The 22,033-nt window shown below is 61.1% G+C and carries 25 protein-coding genes; 4 read left to right on the top strand and 21 right to left on the bottom strand.

All coding sequences use genetic code 11. The annotated features are described in order from the left end of the window. Positions 1-57 precede the first annotated feature (57 nt). The 4 genes from lafC to lafA (KYK33_RS02410) form a co-directional block, all read right to left on the bottom strand. The gene (gene lafC, locus KYK33_RS02425; protein ID WP_042041837.1) at positions 58-450 is read right to left on the bottom strand and encodes a lateral flagellar export chaperone LafC; all 393 of its coding nucleotides are present in this window, start codon (positions 448-450) and stop codon (positions 58-60) included. Positions 451-489: 39 nt separating this feature from the next. Continuing rightward, complete coding sequence (lafB, locus tag KYK33_RS02420) at positions 490-1,773, bottom strand: lateral flagellar capping protein LafB (RefSeq protein WP_224431915.1); 1,284 nt, start codon at positions 1,771-1,773, stop codon at positions 490-492. A 119-nt stretch (positions 1,774-1,892) separates the two neighbouring features. Further along, entirely contained in the window at positions 1,893-2,753 is an 861-nt protein-coding gene (lafA, locus tag KYK33_RS02415) for a lateral flagellin LafA (RefSeq protein ID WP_224431914.1), read from the bottom strand. 170 nt (positions 2,754-2,923) lie between these two features. Continuing rightward, on the bottom strand, positions 2,924-3,793 hold the full coding sequence (gene lafA / locus KYK33_RS02410; RefSeq protein ID WP_224431913.1) for a lateral flagellin LafA: 870 nt from the start codon (positions 3,791-3,793) through the stop codon (positions 2,924-2,926). A 237-nt stretch (positions 3,794-4,030) separates the two neighbouring features. Between lafA (KYK33_RS02410) and fliB the strand changes: the two genes are divergently transcribed. After that, a complete protein-coding gene (fliB, locus tag KYK33_RS02405) occupies positions 4,031-5,203 on the top strand; it encodes a flagellin lysine-N-methylase (RefSeq protein ID WP_224431912.1) in 1,173 nt (390 codons plus the stop codon). 77 nt (positions 5,204-5,280) lie between these two features. Here the strand turns inward: fliB and KYK33_RS02400 are convergent, their stop codons facing one another. From KYK33_RS02400 to lfgB, 12 genes are all read right to left on the bottom strand, one after another. After that, complete coding sequence (locus KYK33_RS02400; RefSeq protein ID WP_224431911.1) at positions 5,281-6,285, bottom strand: hypothetical protein; 1,005 nt, start codon at positions 6,283-6,285, stop codon at positions 5,281-5,283. 18 nt (positions 6,286-6,303) lie between these two features. Next, positions 6,304-7,203 (bottom strand): lateral flagellar hook-associated protein LfgL, encoded by a 900-nt coding sequence (gene lfgL / locus KYK33_RS02395; RefSeq protein ID WP_224431910.1) that lies wholly within the window; start codon positions 7,201-7,203, stop codon positions 6,304-6,306. Positions 7,204-7,280: 77 nt separating this feature from the next. Further along, a complete protein-coding gene (lfgK, locus tag KYK33_RS02390; protein WP_042041847.1) occupies positions 7,281-8,600 on the bottom strand; it encodes a lateral flagellar hook-associated protein LfgK in 1,320 nt (439 codons plus the stop codon). Between the two features lie 61 nt (positions 8,601-8,661). Continuing rightward, on the bottom strand, positions 8,662-9,054 hold the full coding sequence (locus KYK33_RS02385; RefSeq protein WP_042041849.1) for a rod-binding protein: 393 nt from the start codon (positions 9,052-9,054) through the stop codon (positions 8,662-8,664). Positions 9,055-9,063: 9 nt separating this feature from the next. Then, complete coding sequence (gene fgIL / locus KYK33_RS02380) at positions 9,064-10,170, bottom strand: lateral flagellar basal body P-ring FlgIL (RefSeq protein WP_224431909.1); 1,107 nt, start codon at positions 10,168-10,170, stop codon at positions 9,064-9,066. Positions 10,171-10,178: 8 nt separating this feature from the next. Then, the gene (gene flgH / locus KYK33_RS02375; RefSeq protein WP_042041852.1) at positions 10,179-10,850 is read right to left on the bottom strand and encodes a flagellar basal body L-ring protein FlgH; all 672 of its coding nucleotides are present in this window, start codon (positions 10,848-10,850) and stop codon (positions 10,179-10,181) included. Continuing rightward, a complete protein-coding gene (gene lfgG, locus KYK33_RS02370; RefSeq protein WP_042041854.1) occupies positions 10,850-11,635 on the bottom strand; it encodes a lateral flagellar basal-body rod protein LfgG in 786 nt (261 codons plus the stop codon). Before lfgG ends, flgH begins: the two co-directional genes overlap by 1 nt. A gap of 66 nt (positions 11,636-11,701) precedes the next feature. Further along, complete coding sequence (lfgF, locus tag KYK33_RS02365) at positions 11,702-12,436, bottom strand: lateral flagellar basal-body rod protein LfgF (RefSeq protein WP_042041855.1); 735 nt, start codon at positions 12,434-12,436, stop codon at positions 11,702-11,704. Positions 12,437-12,445: 9 nt separating this feature from the next. Continuing rightward, entirely contained in the window at positions 12,446-13,648 is a 1,203-nt protein-coding gene (gene flgEL / locus KYK33_RS02360; RefSeq protein WP_042041857.1) for a lateral flagellar hook protein FlgEL, read from the bottom strand. A gap of 18 nt (positions 13,649-13,666) precedes the next feature. Continuing rightward, entirely contained in the window at positions 13,667-14,344 is a 678-nt protein-coding gene (locus tag KYK33_RS02355; protein WP_224431908.1) for a flagellar hook assembly protein FlgD, read from the bottom strand. A 2-nt stretch (positions 14,345-14,346) separates the two neighbouring features. Continuing rightward, the gene (gene flgCL, locus KYK33_RS02350; protein WP_042041861.1) at positions 14,347-14,769 is read right to left on the bottom strand and encodes a lateral flagellar basal body rod protein FlgCL; all 423 of its coding nucleotides are present in this window, start codon (positions 14,767-14,769) and stop codon (positions 14,347-14,349) included. A 2-nt stretch (positions 14,770-14,771) separates the two neighbouring features. Continuing rightward, positions 14,772-15,161, bottom strand: a complete 390-nt coding sequence (gene lfgB, locus KYK33_RS02345) for a lateral flagellar basal body rod protein LfgB (protein WP_042041862.1) — start codon at positions 15,159-15,161, stop codon at positions 14,772-14,774. Positions 15,162-15,330: 169 nt separating this feature from the next. Between lfgB and flgA the strand changes: the two genes are divergently transcribed. From flgA to KYK33_RS02330, 3 genes are all read left to right on the top strand, one after another. Further along, complete coding sequence (flgA, locus tag KYK33_RS02340; RefSeq protein ID WP_224432926.1) at positions 15,331-16,026, top strand: flagellar basal body P-ring formation chaperone FlgA; 696 nt, start codon at positions 15,331-15,333, stop codon at positions 16,024-16,026. Between the two features lie 79 nt (positions 16,027-16,105). Further along, on the top strand, positions 16,106-16,378 hold the full coding sequence (flgM, locus tag KYK33_RS02335; protein ID WP_224431907.1) for a flagellar biosynthesis anti-sigma factor FlgM: 273 nt from the start codon (positions 16,106-16,108) through the stop codon (positions 16,376-16,378). Continuing rightward, positions 16,375-16,821: a flagellar protein FlgN gene (locus KYK33_RS02330; RefSeq protein ID WP_224431906.1), complete on the top strand. Its 447-nt coding sequence runs from the start codon at positions 16,375-16,377 to the stop codon at positions 16,819-16,821. Before flgM ends, KYK33_RS02330 begins: the two co-directional genes overlap by 4 nt. 24 nt (positions 16,822-16,845) lie before the next feature. Here the strand turns inward: KYK33_RS02330 and KYK33_RS02325 are convergent, their stop codons facing one another. The 5 genes from KYK33_RS02325 to fliFL are packed head-to-tail and all read right to left on the bottom strand — an operon-like array spanning position 16,846 to position 21,992. Continuing rightward, positions 16,846-17,256, bottom strand: coding sequence for a flagellar FliJ family protein (locus KYK33_RS02325; protein WP_042041867.1), 411 nt, complete (start codon positions 17,254-17,256; stop codon positions 16,846-16,848). A 9-nt stretch (positions 17,257-17,265) separates the two neighbouring features. Further along, a complete protein-coding gene (lfiI, locus tag KYK33_RS02320) occupies positions 17,266-18,600 on the bottom strand; it encodes a lateral flagellar FliI-like assembly ATPase LfiI (RefSeq protein WP_042041869.1) in 1,335 nt (444 codons plus the stop codon). Further along, a complete protein-coding gene (locus tag KYK33_RS02315) occupies positions 18,593-19,285 on the bottom strand; it encodes a FliH/SctL family protein (RefSeq protein ID WP_042041870.1) in 693 nt (230 codons plus the stop codon). Before KYK33_RS02315 ends, lfiI begins: the two co-directional genes overlap by 8 nt. Before the next feature lie 12 nt (positions 19,286-19,297). After that, positions 19,298-20,326 carry a lateral flagellar motor switch protein FliGL gene (gene fliGL / locus KYK33_RS02310; RefSeq protein WP_042041871.1) on the bottom strand — a complete coding sequence of 343 codons (1,029 nt, stop codon included), beginning with the start codon at positions 20,324-20,326 and terminating at the stop codon, positions 19,298-19,300. Beyond that, positions 20,313-21,992, bottom strand: coding sequence for a lateral flagellar M-ring protein FliFL (fliFL, locus tag KYK33_RS02305; RefSeq protein ID WP_318010416.1), 1,680 nt, complete (start codon positions 21,990-21,992; stop codon positions 20,313-20,315). Before fliFL ends, fliGL begins: the two co-directional genes overlap by 14 nt. Positions 21,993-22,033 lie beyond the last annotated feature (41 nt).

The following is a 22,033-nucleotide window of genomic DNA, read 5'->3' as shown; positions in this document are numbered from 1 at the left end:
TATCAATGAATTAGGATGTCGACATGGGAATGGCGGGAAGTGCTGCTTCCGCCTGCTTCACCCCTTGTGAGCCGCCATGGCTTCCCAGCCCTGTTTTAGCTCCAGTAGAATGCGTCGCACATCGGCGAAACCAGCCAAATCATTGCTGACGCTGATCTCGAACAGGCGCTGGCCACAGTAGTCATAGAGACGGTGCAGGTTGGCCGCAAGCTCCCCCCCCTTCTCCATGTCGAGGGCGCTGTCGAGGCCACCGAGGATCTGCAGACACTTGTTGATGGCCTGCCCCTTGCGCTCATACTGCCTGGCCTGGATATGGCCTTCGGCCCGGGCTATCTCATCGAGCAGGCCATCCATCAACATCAGCACCAGCTGATGGGGATCGGCGCTGGCGGCCTTGGCCTGAGTGGCGGCAAATTGGTAGGCATCGTAGCCATCTTGGTGTTCAAACATGGAAAACTCACTTAGTCAGAATAGAGCGCGGGCATCGACTCACAAAGAACCCATGGTCTGCATCATCTGGTTCATGGTGGTGAATTGATTGAGGTAGCGCTTATACGTGGATTCCATGCGCCGATCCAGTGCCTCCATCCGCTCGTCCAGACGGCGCTGGTTGTTCTCAAGACCCGTCTTGCGTCCTTTGAGCATCCCATCCCGCTTGGTGTAAGGATCCATGGCGTTACTCATCCGCTTGAGCAGACCATCATCCCCCATCAATGCCTTGCCAAGCAGCTCGGGATCCTTCTCCAGCGCCTTGTTGAAGTCAGCCTCGTTGAACGCCAGCTTGCCCGCCTTATCCGTCTTGATCCCCAAGCTATTCAGGGTCAGGCCATTGGGCAGATCCCGTACCTTGGCAGCCAGCAGGCTCTTGAGGCCGCGCACCCCACTGTCCGAGGCAAGGGCTCCCGGCGCCTTGGGATCGCTGGCGGTCATCTTGGCCAACTCGCCCACCAGCTCGTTGTAGCTGTCGACAAACTGCTTGAGGGAGCCGGTCACGGCCTCGGTATCTTGACCAATGGTGACCTGCATCGGGGGATCCCCGGCCGCCTGCACCTTGGTCAGCTCCAAGGTGAGACCATCGACCACATTCTCTATCTTGTTGCTGGCAGAGGTGATGGTGAGCGGGCTATCCCCCCCCATCCGCAACTTGGCATCCTGCGCCTTGGTGATGTCGGTGCGAGCCGCCAGCGCAGTGGCGAAGGCACTGGCCGGATCGCCGCTGTAACTCAGATTGATGACGTTCTCCTCCCCCGTCTCCTTGCCGGTCAGTACCAGGTTGACCTTGCCATCGGTGCGCACCAGGGTCGCCTTGACCCCGGGGTTGTCCGTGGCATTGTTGATGTGGGAGACCAGATCCTTGACGGTCGCCCCCGCCGGCAGGGCGGCCAGGTCCACGTTCAGGGTCTTGCCCTTCACCGCCAGAGAGAGAGTGCCACTCGCCGGCAGGAGATCCGTGTCGCTGCCGAGCTGCACCCCCAGCTGATGAGCCTGAGCCAGCTGCTCGACGAAGAAACTGTATTGACCCGAGCTCGCCTTGCCGTTGCTGGTGACCGTCATGAAGCCCTCCTGGGACATAGTCGCCTTCTGGGCCTGCAAGGTGGAAGCCTTGTTCAAGTCCTTGAGCATGGTCTGGAAGGTGGAGAGCTTGGTGTTGAGCGCGCTCAACGCCGTCTGCTGCCCCTTGACGCTCGCCATCTGGCGATTGAGCAGGGCATCCATGTTCTGACGCTCGGCGGCAACCAGCTGAGAGGCCATGGAGGAGGGATCTATCTGCATCTTGTTACACCCTTGAGACTAGGTTCATCCGGCATGTCGATTGGAAAACACAGGCACCTGCTTTCCGATGGACAGGCGATAAAAACAGGCCGCCCGGACAGGGCAGCCCGTTAACACTATTAACGCAGCAGGGAAGTGACCATGCCGGTCATCTGGTTGGAGTTGGAGAGCACGGACATGCCAGCTTGCATCAGCATCTGGTTCTTGGTCATGTTGGTGGTCTCCTGGGCGAAGTCGGCATCCATGATGCGGCCGTTCGCCATGTCGGTGTTCTCTTTCATGTTGGAGAGGTTGTTGACCGTGTGCTCCAGACGGTTGATGTTGGCACCGAAGGAGGAACGGACAGCACCAATTTGATCAAGCAGGTTGGTTGTGTCGGTAATCGCGGTACTGGCTTTGCCTTGATCACCTATACCAGCGACAATATCAGCGTCCGCAATACCCTTAGCTCCTGCAGTACCGGTCAGATCCTTCATGGCGGCTTCCACATCCACCGTCAGCTTTTCAGTGCTGGATGCACCGATTTGGAAGGTAACACCACCAGCAACCTCAAACGCACCGCCCTTCAGCAACTTCTGACCACCAAAGGTGGTGTTATCAACAATGTTGGTCAGCTCTTTGCTCAGTTCCTTAAACTCAGCGTCCAGGGCTTTGTAATCATCGGTAGTGGTGGTGCCGTTGGCGCCTTGAGTGGCCAGATCCTTCATGCGCTGGACGATATTGGTCATCTCGTCCATGGCCCCTTCGGCGGTCTGCATCATGGAGACGGCATCCTGGGCGTTGCGCATGCCGACCTTCTGGCCGTTGGACTGGGCTTGCAGACGGGTGGCCATCTGCAGACCGGCGGCGTCATCGGCGGCGGAGTTGATGCGAAGACCGGTGCCCAGACGCTGCATGGCGGTGCCCAGCATCTTGTTGGTGGTATTGAGCTGGCTCTGAGTGGTCAGAGAGGCGAAGTTGGTGTGAATGGACAAACCCATGATCTATTCCTCGAGGAAGGCTGCGACCGCAGCGGATAACCGTACGAAGAAGAGAAGCGACAGGTGCGCTGCAAGACTTGAATGAATTACTGAAAAAATGCGGGAAAGCGGAACCGGGCGGGAGGGGAAGCGGAAAAAGGCACTCATCCAGGGGATGAGTGCCACAGGTATCAACGCAGCAGGGAGGTGACCATGCCGGTCATCTGGTTGGAGTTGGAGAGCACGGACATGCCAGCTTGCATCAGCATCTGGTTCTTGGTCATGTTGGTGGTCTCCTGGGCGAAGTCGGCATCCATGATGCGGCCGTTCGCCATGTCGGTGTTCTCTTTCATGTTGGAGAGGTTGTTGACCGTGTGCTCCAGACGGTTGATGTTGGCACCGAACTGGGAACGGGCACTGCCGATGGTCCCAAGTAGGTCATCCATCTTCTTAATCTGTGCCTGCATGCCAGTCTGAGTGACTTTGGTGACATCATCAAAATCTGTCAGATCAGTATCAATGGCAGTCTCCACCGCGGTGTTGATGGCCTTAACGTTGGTGGATGCATCCACATCCAGTGATTCTGCTGAAGTGCCACCAATTTGGAACTTGACGGCGCCCTTCTCGAACTGGCCGGTAGTATCTGTCAGCAAGGAAGCACCGCCAAAGGTCGTGTTATCAGTGATGTTCTTGAGCTCTGCTGCCAGTTCCTTCATTTCGGAGCCCATTGCCGCGCGGTCTGTGGCAGTCGCAGTGCCGTTGGCACCCTGGGTGGCCAGGTCCTTCATGCGCTGGACGATATTGGTCATCTCGTCCATGGCGCCTTCGGCGGTCTGCATCATGGAGACGGCATCCTGGGCGTTGCGCATGCCAACCTTCTGGCCATTGGACTGGGCTTGCAGGCGGGTAGCCATCTGCAGACCGGCGGCGTCGTCGGCGGCGGAGTTGATGCGCAGACCGGTGCCCAGACGCTGCATGGCGGTGCCCAGCATCTTGTTGGTGGTATTGAGCTGGCTCTGAGTGGTCAGCGAGGCGAAGTTGGTGTGAATGGACAGACCCATGGTCGTTTCCTTGAGTGAGATGCTGCCGGGCAGCTGATTGGTTGACTCCCTTCAAGAGCGACCGCCCGGCGGTGAAAATGAAATGACGGCCGCACTTTTTTAAAATTTTCACCCGCCCCCAGCCTGGGTGCATCGCTTGCCACTTCGGGCACCCTTCTTGCAGTGCGTCGGCCACAGCGATCAATACGGGCAGCCGCCCGTGCGATCATGAGGTTCAAGCCACGCAAGGAGATCAGAATGGCCCATACCCTGCTTACCCCCAGGTACTATCAGCAATTCCAGTGCATCGGCGATCGATGCGAAGACAACTGCTGTCATGGTTGGACCATTTCCATCGACAAGCAGACCTATCGCCACTACGTCAGCCACCCTGATCAACTCATCCAGAGCACCGCCAAACAGCATATCCAGAAGGTGAAAAAATCCGATGCTCATTGGGGCACCATCCGCATGGACAAGACGGGAGCCTGCCCCTTCCTCGACGGAACAGGATTGTGCAATGTCCACAAGCAGGCGGGCCCCGAAGCCCTCAGCCACACCTGCAAGAGCTACCCCAGGCAGCAAACCCAGTTGGGTGATCAGCACAGGCGCAGTCTGATGCTCTCCTGCCCCGAGGTCAGCCGCCGGGTGTTGCTCGACCCTCAGGCCATGGCGATGGAGGCGACCCCCTTCATCGGCAAGGGCAAGCCCAAGGCCATCGCTCCTGCCCAGGCCTCCTTGCACATGTTGAGCATCGACGTGCTGCTGGCCGATACCATGACGGTGGAAGAGCGGCTCTGGTTGATTGGCATGCTGGCACACAGAGATGAGAGCAAGGTATCCAACCAGGCCTTCCTCGAGCAGATGGTGCCCATGATAGAGCAGGGCCAACTCGCCACGGCCTTCGCCCAGCTCCCCTTCATTGGCAAGATCCAGTGGTGGGCGCTGCGCACCCTCACCCATCTGCTGATGCTCAACAACCAGCACCAGCAGCGCCGTGGGCGCGTGACCATGAGCCGCTGTCTGGAGACCATCAATCGGGTGCTGGAGGGCGAGTATGATGAACACAAGCTCGCCAGCCTGCATCAGTGCTGGCATGAACGGGTTGCCCCCTTCCTGGCCGAACGACCCCATATTCAGCAGAACCATCTGCTCTATTACGTCTATCACAACCAGTTCCCGGCCCAGGGACAGAGTCCGCAGCTGGCCTATCGCCTGCTGATCGCGGACTACTTCCTGCTGCGCAGCTACCTGTGCCTGCTGGCCATGGGGGATGCGCCCCTGACCGAGGGGGATGTCACGGACCTCTTCTACAGCTATCACACGGTTCGCCAGCACAACGCGACCTTCCTGAGCACCCTGGAGAAGGGGTTGGAAGATTCCGGGCTCGCCAGCGACCTGACCCTCTACGCCTTGCTCAAGACGGGATAATCCGGGAGCGGGGATGCCAGAAACGACAACACCCCGGGTCACGGGGTGTTGTCTGTGTCACCAAATGCACGACGCGATCAGGCCAGCAGGGCCACCACATTCTGGCGGGAGACATTGGCCTGGGCCAACAGGCCCGCCATGGTACCGGCAAAACCGCCATCCTTAAGCTGGCTGCTCAACTTGCTTTGCAGCTGTTCCAGCTCATCGAGCTTGAGACTCTGGCTGCGGGATTTCACCTTGTCCAGCTGCTGGACCATCTTCTGGCGGAACTGTTTGAGTTCGCGAACCGACTGCTCTATCTCGCCGAGCAGCTTGTGCAATCTGCGCTGCTCCTGCTTGATCTCACCGCGCCCCAGCCCCTCACCCAGCAGGCTCAATTGACCAGGGTGCTGCTTGAACTTGACCGGCACCGGGTTACCGGCCGGGATCCGGATCCCTTCACCACTGATGAGGACAGGTTCATCCAGTTTGCGTCTCTGCGCCTCCGGTAGACTCAGCTCCAGCTTGCCCTGCTCACTCATCCTGGCCTGGATCTGCTCCTTGTGCAGGGCCTGATCCAGCCGCTTGATCACCTCTTGTCCCTGGGCTCCCGCCGGAATCAACACTTCCACCGCGCTGTTGCTGACGGGAAAGGCCAGTACCAGTCGCTCGGCCGTCGGTTTGGCCGTCAGCAGCTCCAGATGATCGACCCCATAATGAACCCGGCTGCCCGCACCATTCAGCAACCTCGGCTTGAGGGCATCCGTCAAGGGGGCATCCTGACTGGTCAGTTTCTCTTCGAGGGCGCGCAGACGCTGGACTATCTCCCCCCCGGCACTCGTGGTCTGCGAGAGCTGCCGCTCCAGGCGCTTGAGCTCGCCCCACACCTGACCGAGGGCCTGCTCGCCACCCTGAGCATGGGCGATACGTTGCTGGGCCGTGCCAATCAGCGCCCAACGTTCCAGCCTCGCCACATTGGGGTGACGATCCATGGCGACCGGCTGGCGACTCTTGTTCTTCCCCTGGACAGATGCCTGACCGCGCAACTTGAGCTGGGCGGGGGCTTCGGCCACACCGCCCGGTCTGGTCTGCTGGATCTGCATCTTGGGTCCTTATCCGGGTCAGGGAATGTAGTTGAACAGGCTCAGGCCATTGACCTTGGCAAACGCCTGCTGCTGGACCTGAAGAGCCATCAGCACATGGGCTTGCTTGGTCACCGCCTCGGCATAATCGAGGGACTCTATCTGATTGCTCACTTCCTTGCTATAGATGGTCTTCTCGGCATGGCTCTCGTCGATCTGGTCGAGCAGATTGATGCGGGCGCCTATGCCGCTCACCATCTGGCTGATCTCATCTTGCAACAGCTGACTGCGATCCAGCATGGCACCCGCCTCGGCATTGGTATCACCGGTCGAGCTCTCCAGCAGCGTCACCAGATCGTCCAGCTGTTTGAAGAAGTCCCCGCCCTGAATGAAGAGGCTATCGGCGGTGTGATTGAGGCCGACCGTCACCCCCTTGGCCACCACCACCTCCCGCACCAGGGCATCCCCCTGATAGAGGTAGTTGCCACCCGCATCCTTGACGATGGCGGTCTTGTCGACCTGACTGCCCGCAAACAGGCTGGAGCCACTCTCGTTGCGGCCATTGGCCAGATCGAGCAGACCCTCCTTGAGCACCGCCAGCTCGCTGGCAACCGCAGCCCTGTCATCGGGGGACATGCTGCCGGTGGCCGCCATCTGGGTCAAGTCTCGCAATCGCATCAGCATGTTGGTCATGGTGTCGAGCTGCTGCTCCCCTTGGGATAGCTGGCTCTTGGCATTGAAAATGTTCTTCTGGTACTGGGCCATGGCCGTCTGCTCTTTGTGCAGCCCCTGCAGGCGCACGCTGCCGATGGCGTCATCCGATGGCTGCAGGATCCGCTTGTTGCTCGCGATCTGACGATCGAGCCGCGCATAGTCACCGAAGCCCTGTTGCAGGTTGCCGAGCATGCTGAGCTGGATCTGGTTGGTACTGACACGCATGGAGAGTTCCTCAGAACATGTTCAGGAAAAAGGTGAAGAGCGGGTGCTGGTCGGCGCTGACAATCATGGACTTAACCTCAGAACATGTTCAGGAGAGAGGTGAAGAGTTGATCCGAGGTGCTGATCACCTTGGCATTGGCCTGATACGCCTTGGTGTAGGCCATCACCTTGACCCCTTCCTCATCGGTATTGACGCCGCTGACACTGCTCAGCTTGAGGGAGAGTTGCTGCTCCAGGTTGGCGTTGGCATCCAGTTGGGCCTTGGCCTGGCCGCTCTGCACCGCCATCTGGCCAAGCAAACTACCGTAGGCGTCATACTGGCCATCCTTGATGGTGATCAGCGCCTGCAGATTACGGTTGTCGCCCGGGCCCCCTCCGACCTGGGCAAAGGCGAGATCGTCCCCTTTAAAACCCGACGCCAGCTTGAGCGTGCCGGCAGGATCCAGCGGGTCATAGACGAACAGCGGCTTGCCGGTGCCGCCATTGAGGTCTATGCCGTTCATCTGTTTGGCATTGAATTCATCGGCCAGCTTGCTGGCTATCTGGCCCAGCTCATCCCGGGTCGGACGCAGTACCTCGGCACGGTAAGCGAGCATGCCGGCCAGGGTGCCGCCACTGAGCTTGGGTACCTCGAACGTCTGGGGGCCAAAGCTCAGGGAGAGCTGGTCACCCTTGATGGTGAGGCTGCTGCTGCTCGCGCCCAGCACCAGGGGTTGTCCCTGAGGCAGGCTGAGTGCCACGGATCCATCGCTCTGGCGGTTGACCCTGACCTCCATCAGGGTGGAAAGCTCGCGGATCACCTGATCCCGACTATCTTCCAGCACCGAGGTATTCACCCCTTTCGAGGATTGATCGCCGATCTGCTTGTTGAGTTCGGCCACCTGCCCCAGGTAACTGTTGACCTGACTGACGCTGCCGTTGAGCTGATCGTCGATCTGCTTCTCCTGAGTCAGCAGGCTCTCGCTTAGTTGATTGAAACGGTTGGCAAGCGCACCGGCCGAGCTGACAATCTGGCTGCGCTGGGCCGGGGTTTCCGGACTGTCCAGGGCCGCACTGAGTGAGGCAAAGAAACTGTCGAGTCCCTTGGCAATATTCATCGATTCGCTGCCAAGCAGTTGCTCGGTGGTATTGATGTATTGATGAAAGGAGTAGGCAGATCCCAGGGAGGAGCCGGCACGCCAGTGCTGGGCCACCAGATAGTCGTCGGTGATGCGGCGCACTCCGACGACTTCAACCCCCATGCCGTTATCCAGCCGACCAAAACCAGACAGGCTGCCCATCATGGCCTCCTGGCGCGAATAGCCGGTGGTATTGGCGTTGGCAATGTTCTGGGCGCTGACATTCAACGCTATCTGGGCGGCGTTGAGACCACTGAAGCCGATATTGAGCAGTGACATCTGTCAGCGTTCCTTCTGTTGGCAGGTTGGCGATAGGGATCGAAGCGGGTATGCCTTGGCATCACCCCGGTTTCTTCATCCGGGTCAGGGGTTGCTGGAAAGCCACCAGACCCTGTTCCTGTGAAGCGACCATGGGCTCGGGATTCTTTAATGCGGGATCCAGTTGCCTGACCATCTGCTCCTTGAGCCCCAAACCACCGCGCTGCACCAGGCTCATGGCGAGCTGGCTGTCATACATGTCGCGATAGAGCCCCTCGCCCTTGATCAGCTTGTCATCCTCGTCTTGCAAGGCATCGGTCGCGGCTCGCATGTGCTTGAGCACCGTCTGCAAAAAGCCAACCTCGAACTGGCCGGCGGCCGCCTCCAGGGCGGCCCGCTGATCCGGGTTGCTCTTTATCTGCTGCAACTCATTGAGATCCTGATAAAAACCAGGTTCTGATGTGATTCTAGTCATGATAGGTCCTCAGATGACCACCAGCTCGCCTTCGAGGGCTCCCGCCTCATCGAGGGCTTGCAGTATGGCCATGACATCATCCGGGGTGGCTCCCAGGGAGTTGACCGCCTTGACGATCACCTCGAGGGAGGTGCCTTCCGGCCAGACAAACATATTGTTGCGCTCCCGATCAACCTGGACCTGGGAGTTCGGTGTGGTGGTGGTCTGCCCATTGGAGAAGGCGTTGGGCTGACTCACCGTCTGGCTCTCGCCTATGGTGACAGTGAGACTACCATGGCTGACCGCCGCCTTGCGCACCTTGACCCCCTGCCCCATCACCACGGTGCCGGTCCGGCTGTTGAACACCACCCTGGGCCGCGCCTTGCCAAGGTCAATCTGGATGTCCTCGAGCAAGGCCATGAAGGAGATACGCTGGCTCTCATCCTTGGGGGCCGCCAACTGGATGCGGCCCGCGCTCACCGCCCTGGCCACCGGCCCCAACTGGGCATTGATGGCGCGCTCCACGTTGCGAGCGGTGCGGAAGTTGGGTTGATGCAGGTTGAGGGTCACTTCAGGCTTGTCGGCGAAGCTGTTGACCGCCTCCCGCTCTATGATGGCGCCATTGGAGATGATACCTGCGGTCGGGACATTGATGGTGACCGAGGAGCCGGACTGGCCTTCGGCCTTCACCCCGGCGACCACCAGATTGCCCTGGGCGACCGCATAGACTTCACCGTCAATACCCCGCAGTGGCGTCAACAGCAAGGAGCCGCCACGCAGGCTCTTGGCATCGCCGATGGAGGTGACTGTCACGTCCACCAGCTGGCCCTTGCCCGCCAGGGCAGGCAGGGTCGCCTGTACCGACACCGCGGCCACGTTCTTGAGCTTGGGATCGATATCGTCAGGCAGCTGCACACCGAACTGCTTGAGCATGTTGGCCATCGACTGACCGGTGAATTTGACCTGGCTGCGATCCCCGGTGCCGGACAGACCGACCACCAGGCCATAGCCCACCAACTGGTTGGGGCGCAGTCCCTGCACGTCCGCAATGTCGAGCAGAGCACGTTTGCTGGCCGGTGCCGCCGTCGCAAGCAGGGGCAGAACCAGGCAGAGCAGGGCAGGAAGCCACTTTTTCATAAGAGTCCTCAAAATGGCGCAAAGGCTGAGCTGAAGAAGCGGCTCAACCACCCCATCTGGTTGCTGTCTGCCAAGGCACCTCGCCCGGCATAGGTGATGCGGGCGTCGGCGATGCGCTGGGAAGAGATGCGATTGCGCTGATCGATGTCTTCGACCCGCACCATGCCGCCGAGCCGCACATACTCGTCCCCCTGGTTGAGACGGATCCACTTCTCGCCGCGGATCCCTATCACCCCATTGGGCATCACCTCTGCCACTGTGACCGTGATGGCACCGGACAGGGTGTTTTGCTGGCTGGACGTCGCGCCGCCGTCAAAATCCCGGTCAGCGCTCAGGGTTGCCCCCCAGTCGGTGCGCACCTCACCGCCGATGGACGGGGCCGGTACATTGAGACTGCTGCTCTTGCTGGTACTGGTATTGGCCTTCTTGCTGGATTGGGTTCGCTCCTCCAGCATGACGGTCAAGATGTCGCCGACCCGATAGGCGCGCCTGTCCTGAAACAGGGTGAACATATAGTTGTCGCGATAGAGGCTGCCATCCTCGCCACTGGCCGCCACGGGCAGATTGGGACGCGAGGGGGCCCACTGCTCTTCACCCGGCTCGGGGGCGCGCAGCTCATAGGTGGCGCAGCCACCGAGCAGCAACACCAGCCAGAGGCTCTGCCTGAACACGCTCATCATCACAGGGCCTGGGTCACGAACTTCAGCATCTGATCCGCCGCCGAGACCACCTTGGCATTCATCTCATAGGCGCGCTGGGTGGTGATCATGTCGACCATCTCTTCCACCACATTGACGTTGGAACTCTCCAGGGTGTACTGCTTGATGGCCCCCATGGCATCCTCGCCAGGCACCCCTTCGATCGCCTCACCGGAGGCTCCGGTGGCCCGATACAGGTTGCCGCCCAGCGCCTCCAGACCGGCCGGATTGGCGAAGTTGGTCAGGGTGATCCGGCCGAGCTCCACGTTCTCCTGCTGACCCGGCAGAGTGGCACTGACGGTGCCATCTGTGCCGATGGAGACCTTGGTGGCATTGTCCGGGATCTGGATCTGCGGCAGCATGGGCAGGCCATCGGCATTGACCAGCAACCCCTCGGCGCTGCGATGCCACTGGCCATTGCGGCTATAGGCGGTTTCACCATCCGGGCGCTCGACCCCGAAGAAACCCGCCCCGACCACCGCCATGTCCAGCTCCTGGTTGGTATTCTGGAACTGACCCGAGGTGAATACCTTCTGGGTCCCGACCACCCGAACCCCGTTCCCCATCTGGATGCCGATCGGCGCCAGATTCTGTTGATCCTGCTGGGCACCCGGTTGGCGCTGGACCTGATAGAAGAGGTCTTCGAAAGCAACCCTATCTCGCTTGAAGCCGACCGTGTTGACGTTGGCCAGGTTGTTGGAAATGCTGGCCATCTTGGCATCTTGTGCCGACAGGCCGGTCTTGCTGACCCATAATGCTGCGTGCATCGACTCTCTCCACTGCGTTCATGAGGACCCGGCCAGGGGCCGGATCCGAAATATTGCCCCTGAGGGTTAACCCTGGCCCGAGATGAGGCGGGCGCCCTGGCGGGCCTGATCGTCTGCCGTCTTCATCAACTTGACCTGCAATTCGAAGTTGCGGGTCAGTGCCATGCTGCCGATCAGCTCGTCGACCGCGTTGACGTTGCCCCCTTCCAGGAAGCCGGAGGCCATCACCACCTCTTCACTCGGCTCGGCATCGCCGCCCTGGCGCAGGCGAAACAAGCCATCCAGTCCCTTGACCAGCTCGCTGGCCGCCGGATTGACCAGCTTGAGCCGTCCCACATCGAGGCGGGCGCCCCCACCGGGAGGCGTGATGCTCAGGGAGCCATCATTGCCGAAACTGAGATCCCGATAGGCCGGCACCACCAGTTCACCGCCATCCCCCAGCACGGGGCGGCCATTGAGGCTGAGCAGGCCATCGGCATCGACTTCCAGATTGCCGGCCCGGGTATAGGCCTCTGCACCATCTGCCGTTTGCACCGTCAGAAAACCCTCACCACGCACCGCCACGTCCAGCTTGCGATCCGTCTGCATCAGGGCACCGGCTCGAAAGTCGGTGCCGGCTACCTCTTCCCGCGCCATGACGCGGCTCTGGTAACCATCCCCGCTCAGGGCGTAAGCGGAGACCCGCTCGAAATCGGCTCGAAAACCCGCCGTGTTGAGGTTCGCCAGGTTGTTGGCCCGGATCTGCTGGGCGACCAGGGAGTGCTGGGCGCCGGACATGGCGGTGTAGATTAGCTTTTCCACGGATCAGCCTCAGAAGGAGTTGAAGAGCACCTGGGTCATCTTGTCCGCCGAGCTGATGCTCTTGGCGTTCGCCTGGTAGTTGCGCTGAGAGGTCATCAGGTTCACCAGCTCACCGGTCAAGTCCACGTTGGAGCCCTCGTAGGCGCCCGAGGTCAGCGAACCCAGGGTGCCGCTGCCCGGGGCACCGACCACTGGCTGACCGGAGGAGAAGGATTGCTGCCAGGTGGTGTTGTTGCTCTGCAGCAGACCATTGGGGTTGGCGAAATTGGCCATGACCACCTGCCCCTGCAACAGGCTCTGACCATTGGTGAAGGTGGCGTAGACGCCGCCATCCCCATCGATGCGGACCCCGGTCAGATCGCCGGAGGTGTAACCGTTGGACTGGTTGCGGCTGACGTTGAAGTCGGAGGCATACTGGCTGAACTTGCTCAGACCGATGTCCAGGGTCATGGGCTCCGCACCCTGCGGTGTCAGGGCCAGGGTCGCCTTGTCGGCACCGCTGCCCACCGCATCAAAAGAACCATCCGTATTGAACTTGAGGTTGGTGGTGGTCCCGTTGGCGACGCCATCGACCGTGTAGTGCACCTGCCAGTCGTTGCTGCCAACCTTGACGAAATACTGGGTGACATTGTGTTCGCTGCCCAGGGAGTCAAACACCTTGCTGGACTGGGAGAAGTTGTAGCTCTCCGCCTTGCTGGCATCGAACGGATTGAGCGTGGTGTCTATGTTGCTGGCATCCGCCTTCAGATTGCCCACAAACTCCAGGGAGTCGGAGGCCTTGGCGGGCAGACTGCCGGTACCCACCTGCAGATCGCCCACAACCCCCGTCTGCAACTGACCGGCGCCGTTGACGGTATAGCCTTGCAGGCGATCCCCGGTCGAGGTGGTGAGGTAGTTGTTGGCATCGCGCTGGAACATGCCGGCACGGGTGTAGGAGGTCTGGCCGTTGCCATCCTTGAGCTGGAAGAAACCATTGCCGGAGATCGCCAGATCCAGACCACGGCCGGTGCGCATCAGATCGCCGTTGCGATCGAAGTTCTGGGAGACGTTGTTCATCTCGACCCCACCCGCCTGGCCGCCACCATAGATGGCTGCAAACTCGGCACGGCTCGATTTGAAACCGGCGGTGCTGACGTTGGCCACGTTGTTGCTGATGACGCTCAATTCCTGGTTAACGGCGCGCAGGCCGCTCAGTCCGATACTAAAAGACACTGTGTCGCTCCTATGGGCTTATGCCGATTTGCCAAACTGGATGGCGCTGAACAGGGGGACTTCCCCAACGCCCGCCACCTCTAACATGATGTCGCCGGTGCCGGGCAGGGTGACCCTGTCCACCGTACTGGAGACATAGTGCTTGCTCTGCACCTTGCTCCCGGCCAGGGAGGCTTTCACCTCAAAGCTGTACTCGCCGGCGGGTAATACCGGCAGGTCGTAATCGATGCCACCAGCCTTGCTCTCCCCCCAGTTGCGGGTCGCAACCAGGGTGCCATGTTGATCAAATACCTTGAGCTCGACCTGGTCGGCCGCGCCACCCAGCTCAATCTGGCCCCGTATCGCCTTCTCTGCCCCCTGCTTGAGGGAAGCAGTCGGCACCATGACATCCCGACCGATCAGATCCGTGCTCTGCAGCACCTGCTGGGTATCCATCATGGCGATGGACTTTTGCTGCAATACCTTCAACTGCTCGACCCCCTCCACCATGCTGAACTGGGCCAGCTGGGTAACGTATTGGGAGCCGTCGAGGGGATTGGTGGGATCCTGATTCTGGAGCTGGGCCACCATCATCTGCAAAAACTCGTTGCGCAGCTGCATGCCACCGCTCGCCGTGCCGTTGCCAGCGATGTTGTCATCCAGGCTCTGACTGGTGCTGCGGGCCGTGTCCAGGCTACTGACCTGAGGAAGGCTCATGATCAGACCTGCCCGAGGCGCAGGAGACCCTGCTGCATGCTGGAGATACGATTGATGACCTCCACCGAGGTCTCAAAGCCGCGCGAGGCACTCATCATGTCGGCCATCTCCTCCACCGCATTGACGTTGGAGTGGTACACGAAGCCATCCTCATCGGCCAGGGGATTGGTCGGCTCCAGCCGCCGCTCAATCTGGCGATCGGATTGCACTATGCCGGCAATCTGTACCTGGGCGGCCCCCATGCCATCGGCATCCTGAACCCGCTGATACAGGGTGGAGAACACCGGCTTGATGGCACGAAAAGCCTCCTCTTCCCGTCCCGCCACGCTATCGACGTTGGCAAGGTTGGAGGCGACGGTATCGAGACGGACCGTCTGTGCCCGCATGGCACTGCCGGCGATCTCATAGATTCGATTGAACGACATGATTAACGGCCCTCGATCGCCTTGGCGATCCCGCTGAGTTTCATATTGAGGAAGGTCAGGCTGGTCTGAAAATCGGTGGCATTGTTGGCAAACTTGCTCTGCTCCACACTGAGCTCGGCGGTGTTGCCATCCATGGAGACCTGGTAAGGCATGCGGTAGAGGGGATGCTGCATATCATCCTGCAGACGCCCCCCCGCAATGGCACCGCTCTCTTCCTTGGCCGCCACTTGCTGTGCGACCCGACCCAGAATGCTCTTATAATCCACGTCCCTGGCCAGATAGCCCGGGGTATCCACATTTGCCAGATTACCTGCGAGGATACGCGCCCTATCCGTTCGCACATTCAGGGCATAGGGATGTACCCCCAGCGCACTGTCAAATGAGATACTCATGCTTCATCCTCTCGTCAGCGAAATAGTCAGACCCGTGCAGGCCATATCAAGACTCATGCCAACCATGAAAAATCACCCCGTTCGCCCTATGGCGTGGCCTCATACCCTGCCTGGCACGCATCAGGGGGAAGCTGGCTTTCCCGGCAGGAAGTGGAGCGGCCTCTTGTTGATGCTGCTGCTCGCCCTGTCTCCCGGGGTGCAAGCCCAGACGGAGACACTGGATATCACCGCCCTGGAGCAGACCCTGCGCCAACAGGCGCAACGTCAGCTCGACGATTATCTGACCCTGCAACGCTGGCAGGCCAACCGCGTCGATTATCAAGTCTGGCTCGCGCCAGCGGCGGCGCACCTGCCCCCTTGTCGACAAGCCCTCGGGTTGCAGGCTGGCGGTCTCTATCGCCAGCCCTGGGGTCGGCGCCCCTACCTCATCAGCTGCGGCGATCCCCAATGGCAACTCAGGGGCAGGGTCGATGTCAGCGTCTTCATGTCGGTCTGGGCCACGGCCCAGGAGATAGCCAAGGGGCACCCCATCCAGGTCGCCGATCTGGTTGCCAAGGAGCTGGAAGTCAGCCGCATTCAGCGCGGTTTCACCCCGGCGAGCCTCTCCTTGCTCGAGCAAAAAAGCGGTCGCAGGCTGCGCACGGGCCAGCTGATCGGTGAACTCGACCTGCAGAAACAGTGGGCGGTGCGCCAGGGGGAAGGGGTACTGATCCGGGCGGGTCAGGGCAGTTTTGCCGCCACGACACGGGGGGAGGCGCTGGAAAATGGCGCCATTGGCGAGGGTATCAGGGTACGCAACAACAGCTCGGGCAGAGAGATCCAGACCTGGGTGCTGGGCAAGGGCGAGGTGGAGACACGATTTTGAGTGTTTTGAGCGAACAGTCCATTCAAGTTATGCTGAACCCCGGTCGCTTTACTCCAGTAGACCATCAGGAAGTGAACATATGAAGATCACCCGTGCCGACCTCATCCCGACTCAACCCCTGACTCAACGCAGGCAGGATGCGGCCCCAACGCCAAACCCACCTCGCCAGAGCGGTGAGAGCCAGATCAGTGCCACTGCCCAGACCATGGCACAAGCCAGTATCGCCCTGGCCGACACCCCCGATGTCGACATGGCCAAGGTCGAGCAGATCCGTCAGGCTATAGGGGAAGGGCGTCTGAGCCTCGACATGGATGCCTTGAGCCAGGCCATATTGGAACTGCACCGTCGATGAGCCAATCCGTCAGCCCGCTGGATGCCAAACAGAGAGTCAAGCAACTGCTGCTCGGCATCCAGCGGGATCTCGGCCGCTATGGCGAGTTGCAGCAGATGCTGCAGCGCCAGCATCTGCTGCTGGCGACCCACGAAGTGGATGCCTTGACCCAGCATAATCTGCAGCAAACTGAACTGATGAAGCAGATAGAGCAACAGGCTCAGCAACGCTGCCAGCATCTGCTCGCCCTGGGCATGGCGCCCAATGAGCAGGGCATGGCCAAGCTGATCGCTCGCCTGCCCGCTCAGTTGCAACACACCATGACGGGCCAGTGGCAACAACTCGAGTCCAGCCTGCGCCAGTGCCAACAGCAGAACGATCGCAACGGTCGCCTGCTGGCGGGACAGATTGAAACCCTGCATACCCTGCTCGGTCAGCGCCAGGAGTATGGCCAGGAAGCCTGAACCTCAGGCTCTTCCCCCCCTGCGTCAACTACCCCGGGTACGATGGCGCAGGCCGCTTATCTCATCGAGCAGACGCTGCTCCTGTGACTCCCTGAGTCTCCTGTCCGCCAGTGCCCGCCGATCCAGCACCCCTTCCAACCCCTTCACGCGCCCGAACTGCTGGCGCAATTGCAACTCATGGCGATCCAGATCGAGGCGCGCCATCGCCGATTGCTGAACCTGATGGGCGTGCAAGCGGCGCAGCTGGGCATCCATCTGCTGACGATTTTGCAGCAACAGAGGGTGGAAACCCTGCCCCTGACCCAGGCTGGCGATCACCTCCTGCAATCTGAATGCCCGCAACTCCTCACGCTGAGCCAGCTCACGCAGCCGCTGACGCTCCTTGCCCATCTCGTCCAGCGCCTGCTGTTGTAAACCCAGATATGCATTGAGCACTGTCTCTCCTTAGGCCGGGCGGCCAAGCGCCTGGCGCAACCCGGCAGGGGCCTCGGCCAGGGGGGTCACCTCATGGATCCCTTGCTGCAGCAGCGCCGCGATGGCGGGGTAACGCTGCACGGCCTCATCCATCTGGGCATCCGCCCCCGCCTGATAACCGCCAAGAGGCAGCAATTCGCGCACCTGCTGATAACGCCCCCACAGCTGGCGCAGGGTGACCGCCAGGGATTGCCACTCGGCCGGTACCACCTGAGGCATGACCCGGCTGACCGAGGCACCGATGTCGATGGCCGGATAGTGGCCCTCTTCGGCCAGGCGCCGGGTCAGCACTATGTGGCCATCCAGAATGGCGCGGGCCGCATCCACCACAGGATCTTGCTGATCGTCCCCTTCCGCCAGCACCGTATAGAAGGCGCTCAGGCTGCCATTGGGATCGACACCGTTACCGGCCCGCTCCACCAGCTGGGTCAACATGCTGAACACCGAAGGCGGATAACCCCGGGTGGCGGGTGGCTCACCGATGGCCAGGGCTATCTCGCGCTGGGCCTGGGCATAACGGGTCAGGGAGTCCATCAGCAGCAACACGTCCTGGCCCTGCTCGCGAAAGTATTCGGCGAGGCGATGACAAAGCTGAGCCGCGCGCAGCCGCATCAGCGGGGATTGATCGGCCGGTGCTGCAATGACCACGGCCCGCGCCAGCCCCTCGCGGCCCAGGCTGTGTTCGATAAACTCGCGCACCTCGCGCCCTCGCTCGCCGATCAGACCGACGATGACGATCTGGGCCGTGGTGTTGCGGGTCATCATGCCAAGCAGCATGCTCTTGCCGACCCCGGAGCCTGCGAATAACCCGAGCCGCTGACCCTTGCCGACCGTGAGCAAGCCATTGATGGCACGCACCCCGACGTCGAGGGGCTCGCGCACCGGGGTACGCTGCAGGGGATTGGGGGGGGAACTGAACAAGCTGACACGCTCCCCGGCGTCTGGCAGCGGGAGGCCATCCAGAGGCTGCAACAAACCATCGAGCACGCGGCCAAGCAGGTGATCGCCGACCCGGATCGTCTCCTCACCCGAGATGGGCAACACCCTCGCCCCCGAGTAGAGGCCACTCATGGCCTGCAACGGCATCAGGTAAGAGACGTCGCGATTGAAGCCGACCACCTCCGCCAGCAGATAGCCCTCGCCTGCGGTATCCACCCGGCAGCGCTGGCCCATGACCAGCTGGCAGCCAACCACTTCCAGGGTGAGCCCCGTGACCCGCACCAGCCGGCCATAACGGCGAAAACCGGGGGCGGGCTCAAAGTCATCCAGTGCCGAACTGAGCGCCTGCTGCAAACGCTTATCCATTCAGGCTGGCATCCAGGGCGCTGTTGATCTTGTCAAGGCAGGCGTCGAGCCGCTCCGCGGTATTGACCTCAATCACAGCCGCCTGAGTCTCGAGCCTGGCATCCCCCATGGCCAGGGCCGCATCCTGCTGCAACGGCCAGCCAGCGCAGCGGGTCACGCCGAGTTCGGCCAGACGGCGCCTGTCTCCCTCATTGAGGTAGATGACCAACTCTTCAGGCTGGCTCGGCAGGCTGGCCAGCGCCTGCTCGACTTGCGTCAGCACTTGCTGGGGGTTGAGGGTGAACTCGGCCTGGATGACCCGCCGCGCCACCTGCTCAACCAACTGAGCCAACACCTGCTTTTGCTGCAACATGCGGGCCTGGCAGAGGCTATCCCACTGTTGCTGCAATTTCTCAAAAGGCACCATGGCCTGGTCGAAGGAGCCGCGTCCTTCGGCCAATCCCTGGGCAAGGCCCCGGGCTTGGCCCTGCGCCACCCCCCGACTCTCACCCTCAATCAGGCCGCTGGTGAGTCCCTGCTGGTAACCTTCCTGATAACCCAGATCCTGGCCCTGCTCCAGCCCCTGCTGGTAACCGAACTCGAACTGCTCCTGCTCGCTCGGCTCCCCCTCTCCGACCTGGCCGAGTTGCGGGAAACGGTAGCGACGGGTCGCCCCCGGGGCCAACTTGCGCATCTTGTTAGGCATGCTCGTCTCTCATCAGTTGACCGTGGGCTCTTCGAACAGCTGGAACTCGACCTCGCCCTGCTCGACCAGTTCGCGCACCAGTTGCATGATGTCGTCCCGTGCCTGTTCCACCTTGCGCAAAGAGACGCTGCCCTGATCCTGGATCTGGGCCTCGAGGGACTGGGCCATCCGCTTGGGCATGGCACCGAGCACCACCTTGCGAAAGCTGGTCTCGGTGTTCTTCAGAGCCAGGGCCAGCAGATCGGCGGGCAACTCCTGCACCAGGCGCTGCAAGGTGTCGTCGCTCTGACGGCGCAGGGCCATGAAGTCGAACATGTTCTTCTCTATTTCGAGGGCCATGTCGCCATCGCGCTCACGCAGCAGGGAGAGCATCTGCTCCTTGTTGCCCTGATAACGATTGAGGATATCGGCAACCTGGCGCACCCCGTTGACCTTGGCGCCGGACTGATCCGCCACATAGGCCAGACAGCGATCCAGGGTGAGTCGCAGCTCATCGAGCACATGCTCGCTCACCGAGCTGAGTCCGGCGACCCGAACCAGCAGGTCATCGTGGAGCGAACCTGGCAAGGCATCGAGCACTGCCGAGGCGGTCTGGGGCGGCAGGAAGGCCAGCAAGACGGCCTGCATCTGCGGGTGTTCGTTGCGAAAGAAGCGGGCAAGCACCTCGGCAGGCACCCACTGCAGACGCTGGATATCCTGGCTCATGGCGTCGCCATACAGGCTATCGAGCAGGCTGCGGGAGAGCCGTTGGCCCAGGGCAAGATCCAGGGTCTGCTCCAGATAATCCCGGGAGGCGCTGGCGATGCCGCTCTGCTCCCGGTACTGGATGAAGAACTGCTGCAGGGTCCACTTCGCCTCGATGGAGCTGACCCCGGACAGGCCCGCCATCTTGGAGATGAGCCGTTGCACCTCGTCGCGCGACAGCTTCTGCATCACCTTGGCGGCCGCCTCTGTGCCCATGCTGAGCAACAAGATGGCCGCCTTCTCCAGGTTGTCTATGTCGATGTCCACTGCACTCTGGTTCATGTTAGCGTTGCTCATTACTGCTCACCCATGCCTTGACCACTTCGGCCACCCGGGCCGTGTCTTTGTCCACCAGCAGTTGCAGGTGTTTCAACTGCACCTCGAGTTCAGAGCCCGGCTCGGGCAGCGCATCGAGGTCCAGGGCGCTGAAGTGAGGCCCCTGCTCATCATCGGTACGGATGAGACCTTTACTGTGAGGCGCCGCCAGCGTCTCATCGGTCCGGCGCTGTAGCGGCAGGCCGAGTTCGGGTTCCCGCTCCTCCTGCTCTTCTTCGTCCGGCACGACCACTGGCTGCTGGGTACGCACCAGATGCTTGACCAGGGGACGTATCCCGAAGAACACCAGAGTCAGACCCAGCAGGCCGCCGACCAGGTAACGCAGGGAGTCCTGCCAGTACGGGGTCTCCCACCAGCTGGATTCGGGAGGGGCGACCTGCACCTCGTCGGTGAAATTGAATACCTGCAGGCTGATCTGATCGCCCCGACCGGTATCAAAGCCGACGGCCCGCTCCACCATCTGGCGGATCTGGCCAAGCTGAGCCTCATTCCAGCCCTCTTTCGGCGCAGTCTGCTCGTTGAGCAGCACCGAGACGTTCATCCGCTCGAGTCGCCCCTGCTGATAGCGGGTATGCACCACGGTGCGGCTATTTTCGTATTGGCGACTGCTCTCCTGGCGCTCGGTCCGGCTGTCGTTCTTGGGGGTCGGTTCCGCGGGTGCCGCGGCGGCACCATCGGCCGGTTCGGCCTGGGGTGCCGTCTCGGGTGGCCGATTGGACAGGGCTCCCGGGATCCCCATGGCCAGGGCATCGACCGTCTTGTCGGACTTGTTGGTCTCCTGGGTGATCACACCTTGCGGATCGAACTGCTGCTGAGTCTCTTCGACCGCATTGAAATTGACGTCTGCGGCTATCTGCACCCGGAAGTTGCCCGTGCCCAGCATGGGGTAGAGCATGTCAGTGGCACGCTGGCGTATGTATTGCTCCAGCTTGCGCACGTATTCCATCTGCTGCACGCTCTGTTTGCCAAAGCCCATCTTGTCTCCCAGCTCGCTGCTCAGCAGCTGGCCAGCCTGATCGATGATGGTCACGGCGCCCGGTTTCATGCCGGAGATGCTACCGGCCACCAGATTGGCGATGGCCTCAACCTGACCCGCTTCCATCGATTGACCCGGTTGCAGATCCACCATGACAGAGGCACTGGGCTTCTCTTCATCACGACCGACAAACAGGGTGCGCTTGGGAATAGCCAGATGGACACGGGCACTGCGCACCGCGTTGAGGGAGATAATGGTACGCGCCAGCTCCCCTTCCAGGGCGTGACGATAACGCGCCCCTTCCATGAATTCGCTGGTGCCAAGACCCGTGACCGCATCCAGCCCTTCCAGGCCAGAGGGCATGGCGGCACGGACCCCACGCGCAGCTAGCGCCATACGAATGTGAGCCAGTTGACCCTCTGGCACCAGTACCTGCCCGGAGCTTTTCTCAAGCTGGAAGGGGATCTGCTCTTTCTCCAGCATCTCCATGATATTGGCGGTGTCGTACAACTCCTGCTTGCCGTACAGGGGCACGTAGTTCTTGCTGGAGGTCCAGAGGATGACCACTATGGTCCCCGCCACGGTGGCGGCCAACAGGGCTATGGTCAGGATGGATTTATTGTCGCGAGAGAGGCTGCGCCAGTTCTTCAGCCACGCCTGTATGCGCTGCTGCATGCTGACGGCCTCCCGTG

Origin of the sequence: Aeromonas rivuli (genome assembly GCF_020149575.1) — a bacterium.
Taxonomy (GTDB): domain Bacteria; phylum Pseudomonadota; class Gammaproteobacteria; order Enterobacterales; family Aeromonadaceae; genus Aeromonas; species Aeromonas rivuli.
Note: the sequence above shows the minus strand (reverse complement) of the source record. Positions and strands in the feature narration are given on the sequence as shown.

Coding starts and splice junctions, on each gene's coding strand:
- lafC (WP_042041837.1), bottom strand. CDS start 450: ATGTTTGAACACCAAGATGGCTACGATGCCTACCAATTTGCCGCCACT.
- lfgK (WP_042041847.1), bottom strand. CDS start 8,600: ATGTCACTGCTCAATATCGGCTTCAGTGGTCTCAACGCCGCCCAGATA.
- flgCL (WP_042041861.1), bottom strand. CDS start 14,769: ATGTCGTTCAATCGAATCTATGAGATCGCCGGCAGTGCCATGCGGGCA.
- fgIL (WP_224431909.1), bottom strand. CDS start 10,170: ATGAAAAAGTGGCTTCCTGCCCTGCTCTGCCTGGTTCTGCCCCTGCTT.
- KYK33_RS02315 (WP_042041870.1), bottom strand. CDS start 19,285: ATGCCTAACAAGATGCGCAAGTTGGCCCCGGGGGCGACCCGTCGCTAC.
- KYK33_RS02385 (WP_042041849.1), bottom strand. CDS start 9,054: ATGACTAGAATCACATCAGAACCTGGTTTTTATCAGGATCTCAATGAG.
- lfgG (WP_042041854.1), bottom strand. CDS start 11,635: ATGCACGCAGCATTATGGGTCAGCAAGACCGGCCTGTCGGCACAAGAT.
- flgM (WP_224431907.1), top strand. CDS start 16,106: ATGAAGATCACCCGTGCCGACCTCATCCCGACTCAACCCCTGACTCAA.
- lafB (WP_224431915.1), bottom strand. CDS start 1,773: ATGCAGATAGATCCCTCCTCCATGGCCTCTCAGCTGGTTGCCGCCGAG.
- fliGL (WP_042041871.1), bottom strand. CDS start 20,326: ATGAGCAACGCTAACATGAACCAGAGTGCAGTGGACATCGACATAGAC.
- lfiI (WP_042041869.1), bottom strand. CDS start 18,600: ATGGATAAGCGTTTGCAGCAGGCGCTCAGTTCGGCACTGGATGACTTT.
- fliB (WP_224431912.1), top strand. CDS start 4,031: ATGGCCCATACCCTGCTTACCCCCAGGTACTATCAGCAATTCCAGTGC.
- lafA (WP_224431914.1), bottom strand. CDS start 2,753: ATGGGTTTGTCCATTCACACCAACTTCGCCTCTCTGACCACTCAGAGC.
- KYK33_RS02330 (WP_224431906.1), top strand. CDS start 16,375: ATGAGCCAATCCGTCAGCCCGCTGGATGCCAAACAGAGAGTCAAGCAA.
- flgA (WP_224432926.1), top strand. CDS start 15,331: ATGCTGCTGCTCGCCCTGTCTCCCGGGGTGCAAGCCCAGACGGAGACA.
- KYK33_RS02355 (WP_224431908.1), bottom strand. CDS start 14,344: ATGAGCCTTCCTCAGGTCAGTAGCCTGGACACGGCCCGCAGCACCAGT.
- lfgB (WP_042041862.1), bottom strand. CDS start 15,161: ATGAGTATCTCATTTGACAGTGCGCTGGGGGTACATCCCTATGCCCTG.
- lfgL (WP_224431910.1), bottom strand. CDS start 7,203: ATGCGTGTCAGTACCAACCAGATCCAGCTCAGCATGCTCGGCAACCTG.
- flgH (WP_042041852.1), bottom strand. CDS start 10,850: ATGATGAGCGTGTTCAGGCAGAGCCTCTGGCTGGTGTTGCTGCTCGGT.
- KYK33_RS02400 (WP_224431911.1), bottom strand. CDS start 6,285: ATGCAGATCCAGCAGACCAGACCGGGCGGTGTGGCCGAAGCCCCCGCC.
- lafA (WP_224431913.1), bottom strand. CDS start 3,793: ATGGGTCTGTCCATTCACACCAACTTCGCCTCGCTGACCACTCAGAGC.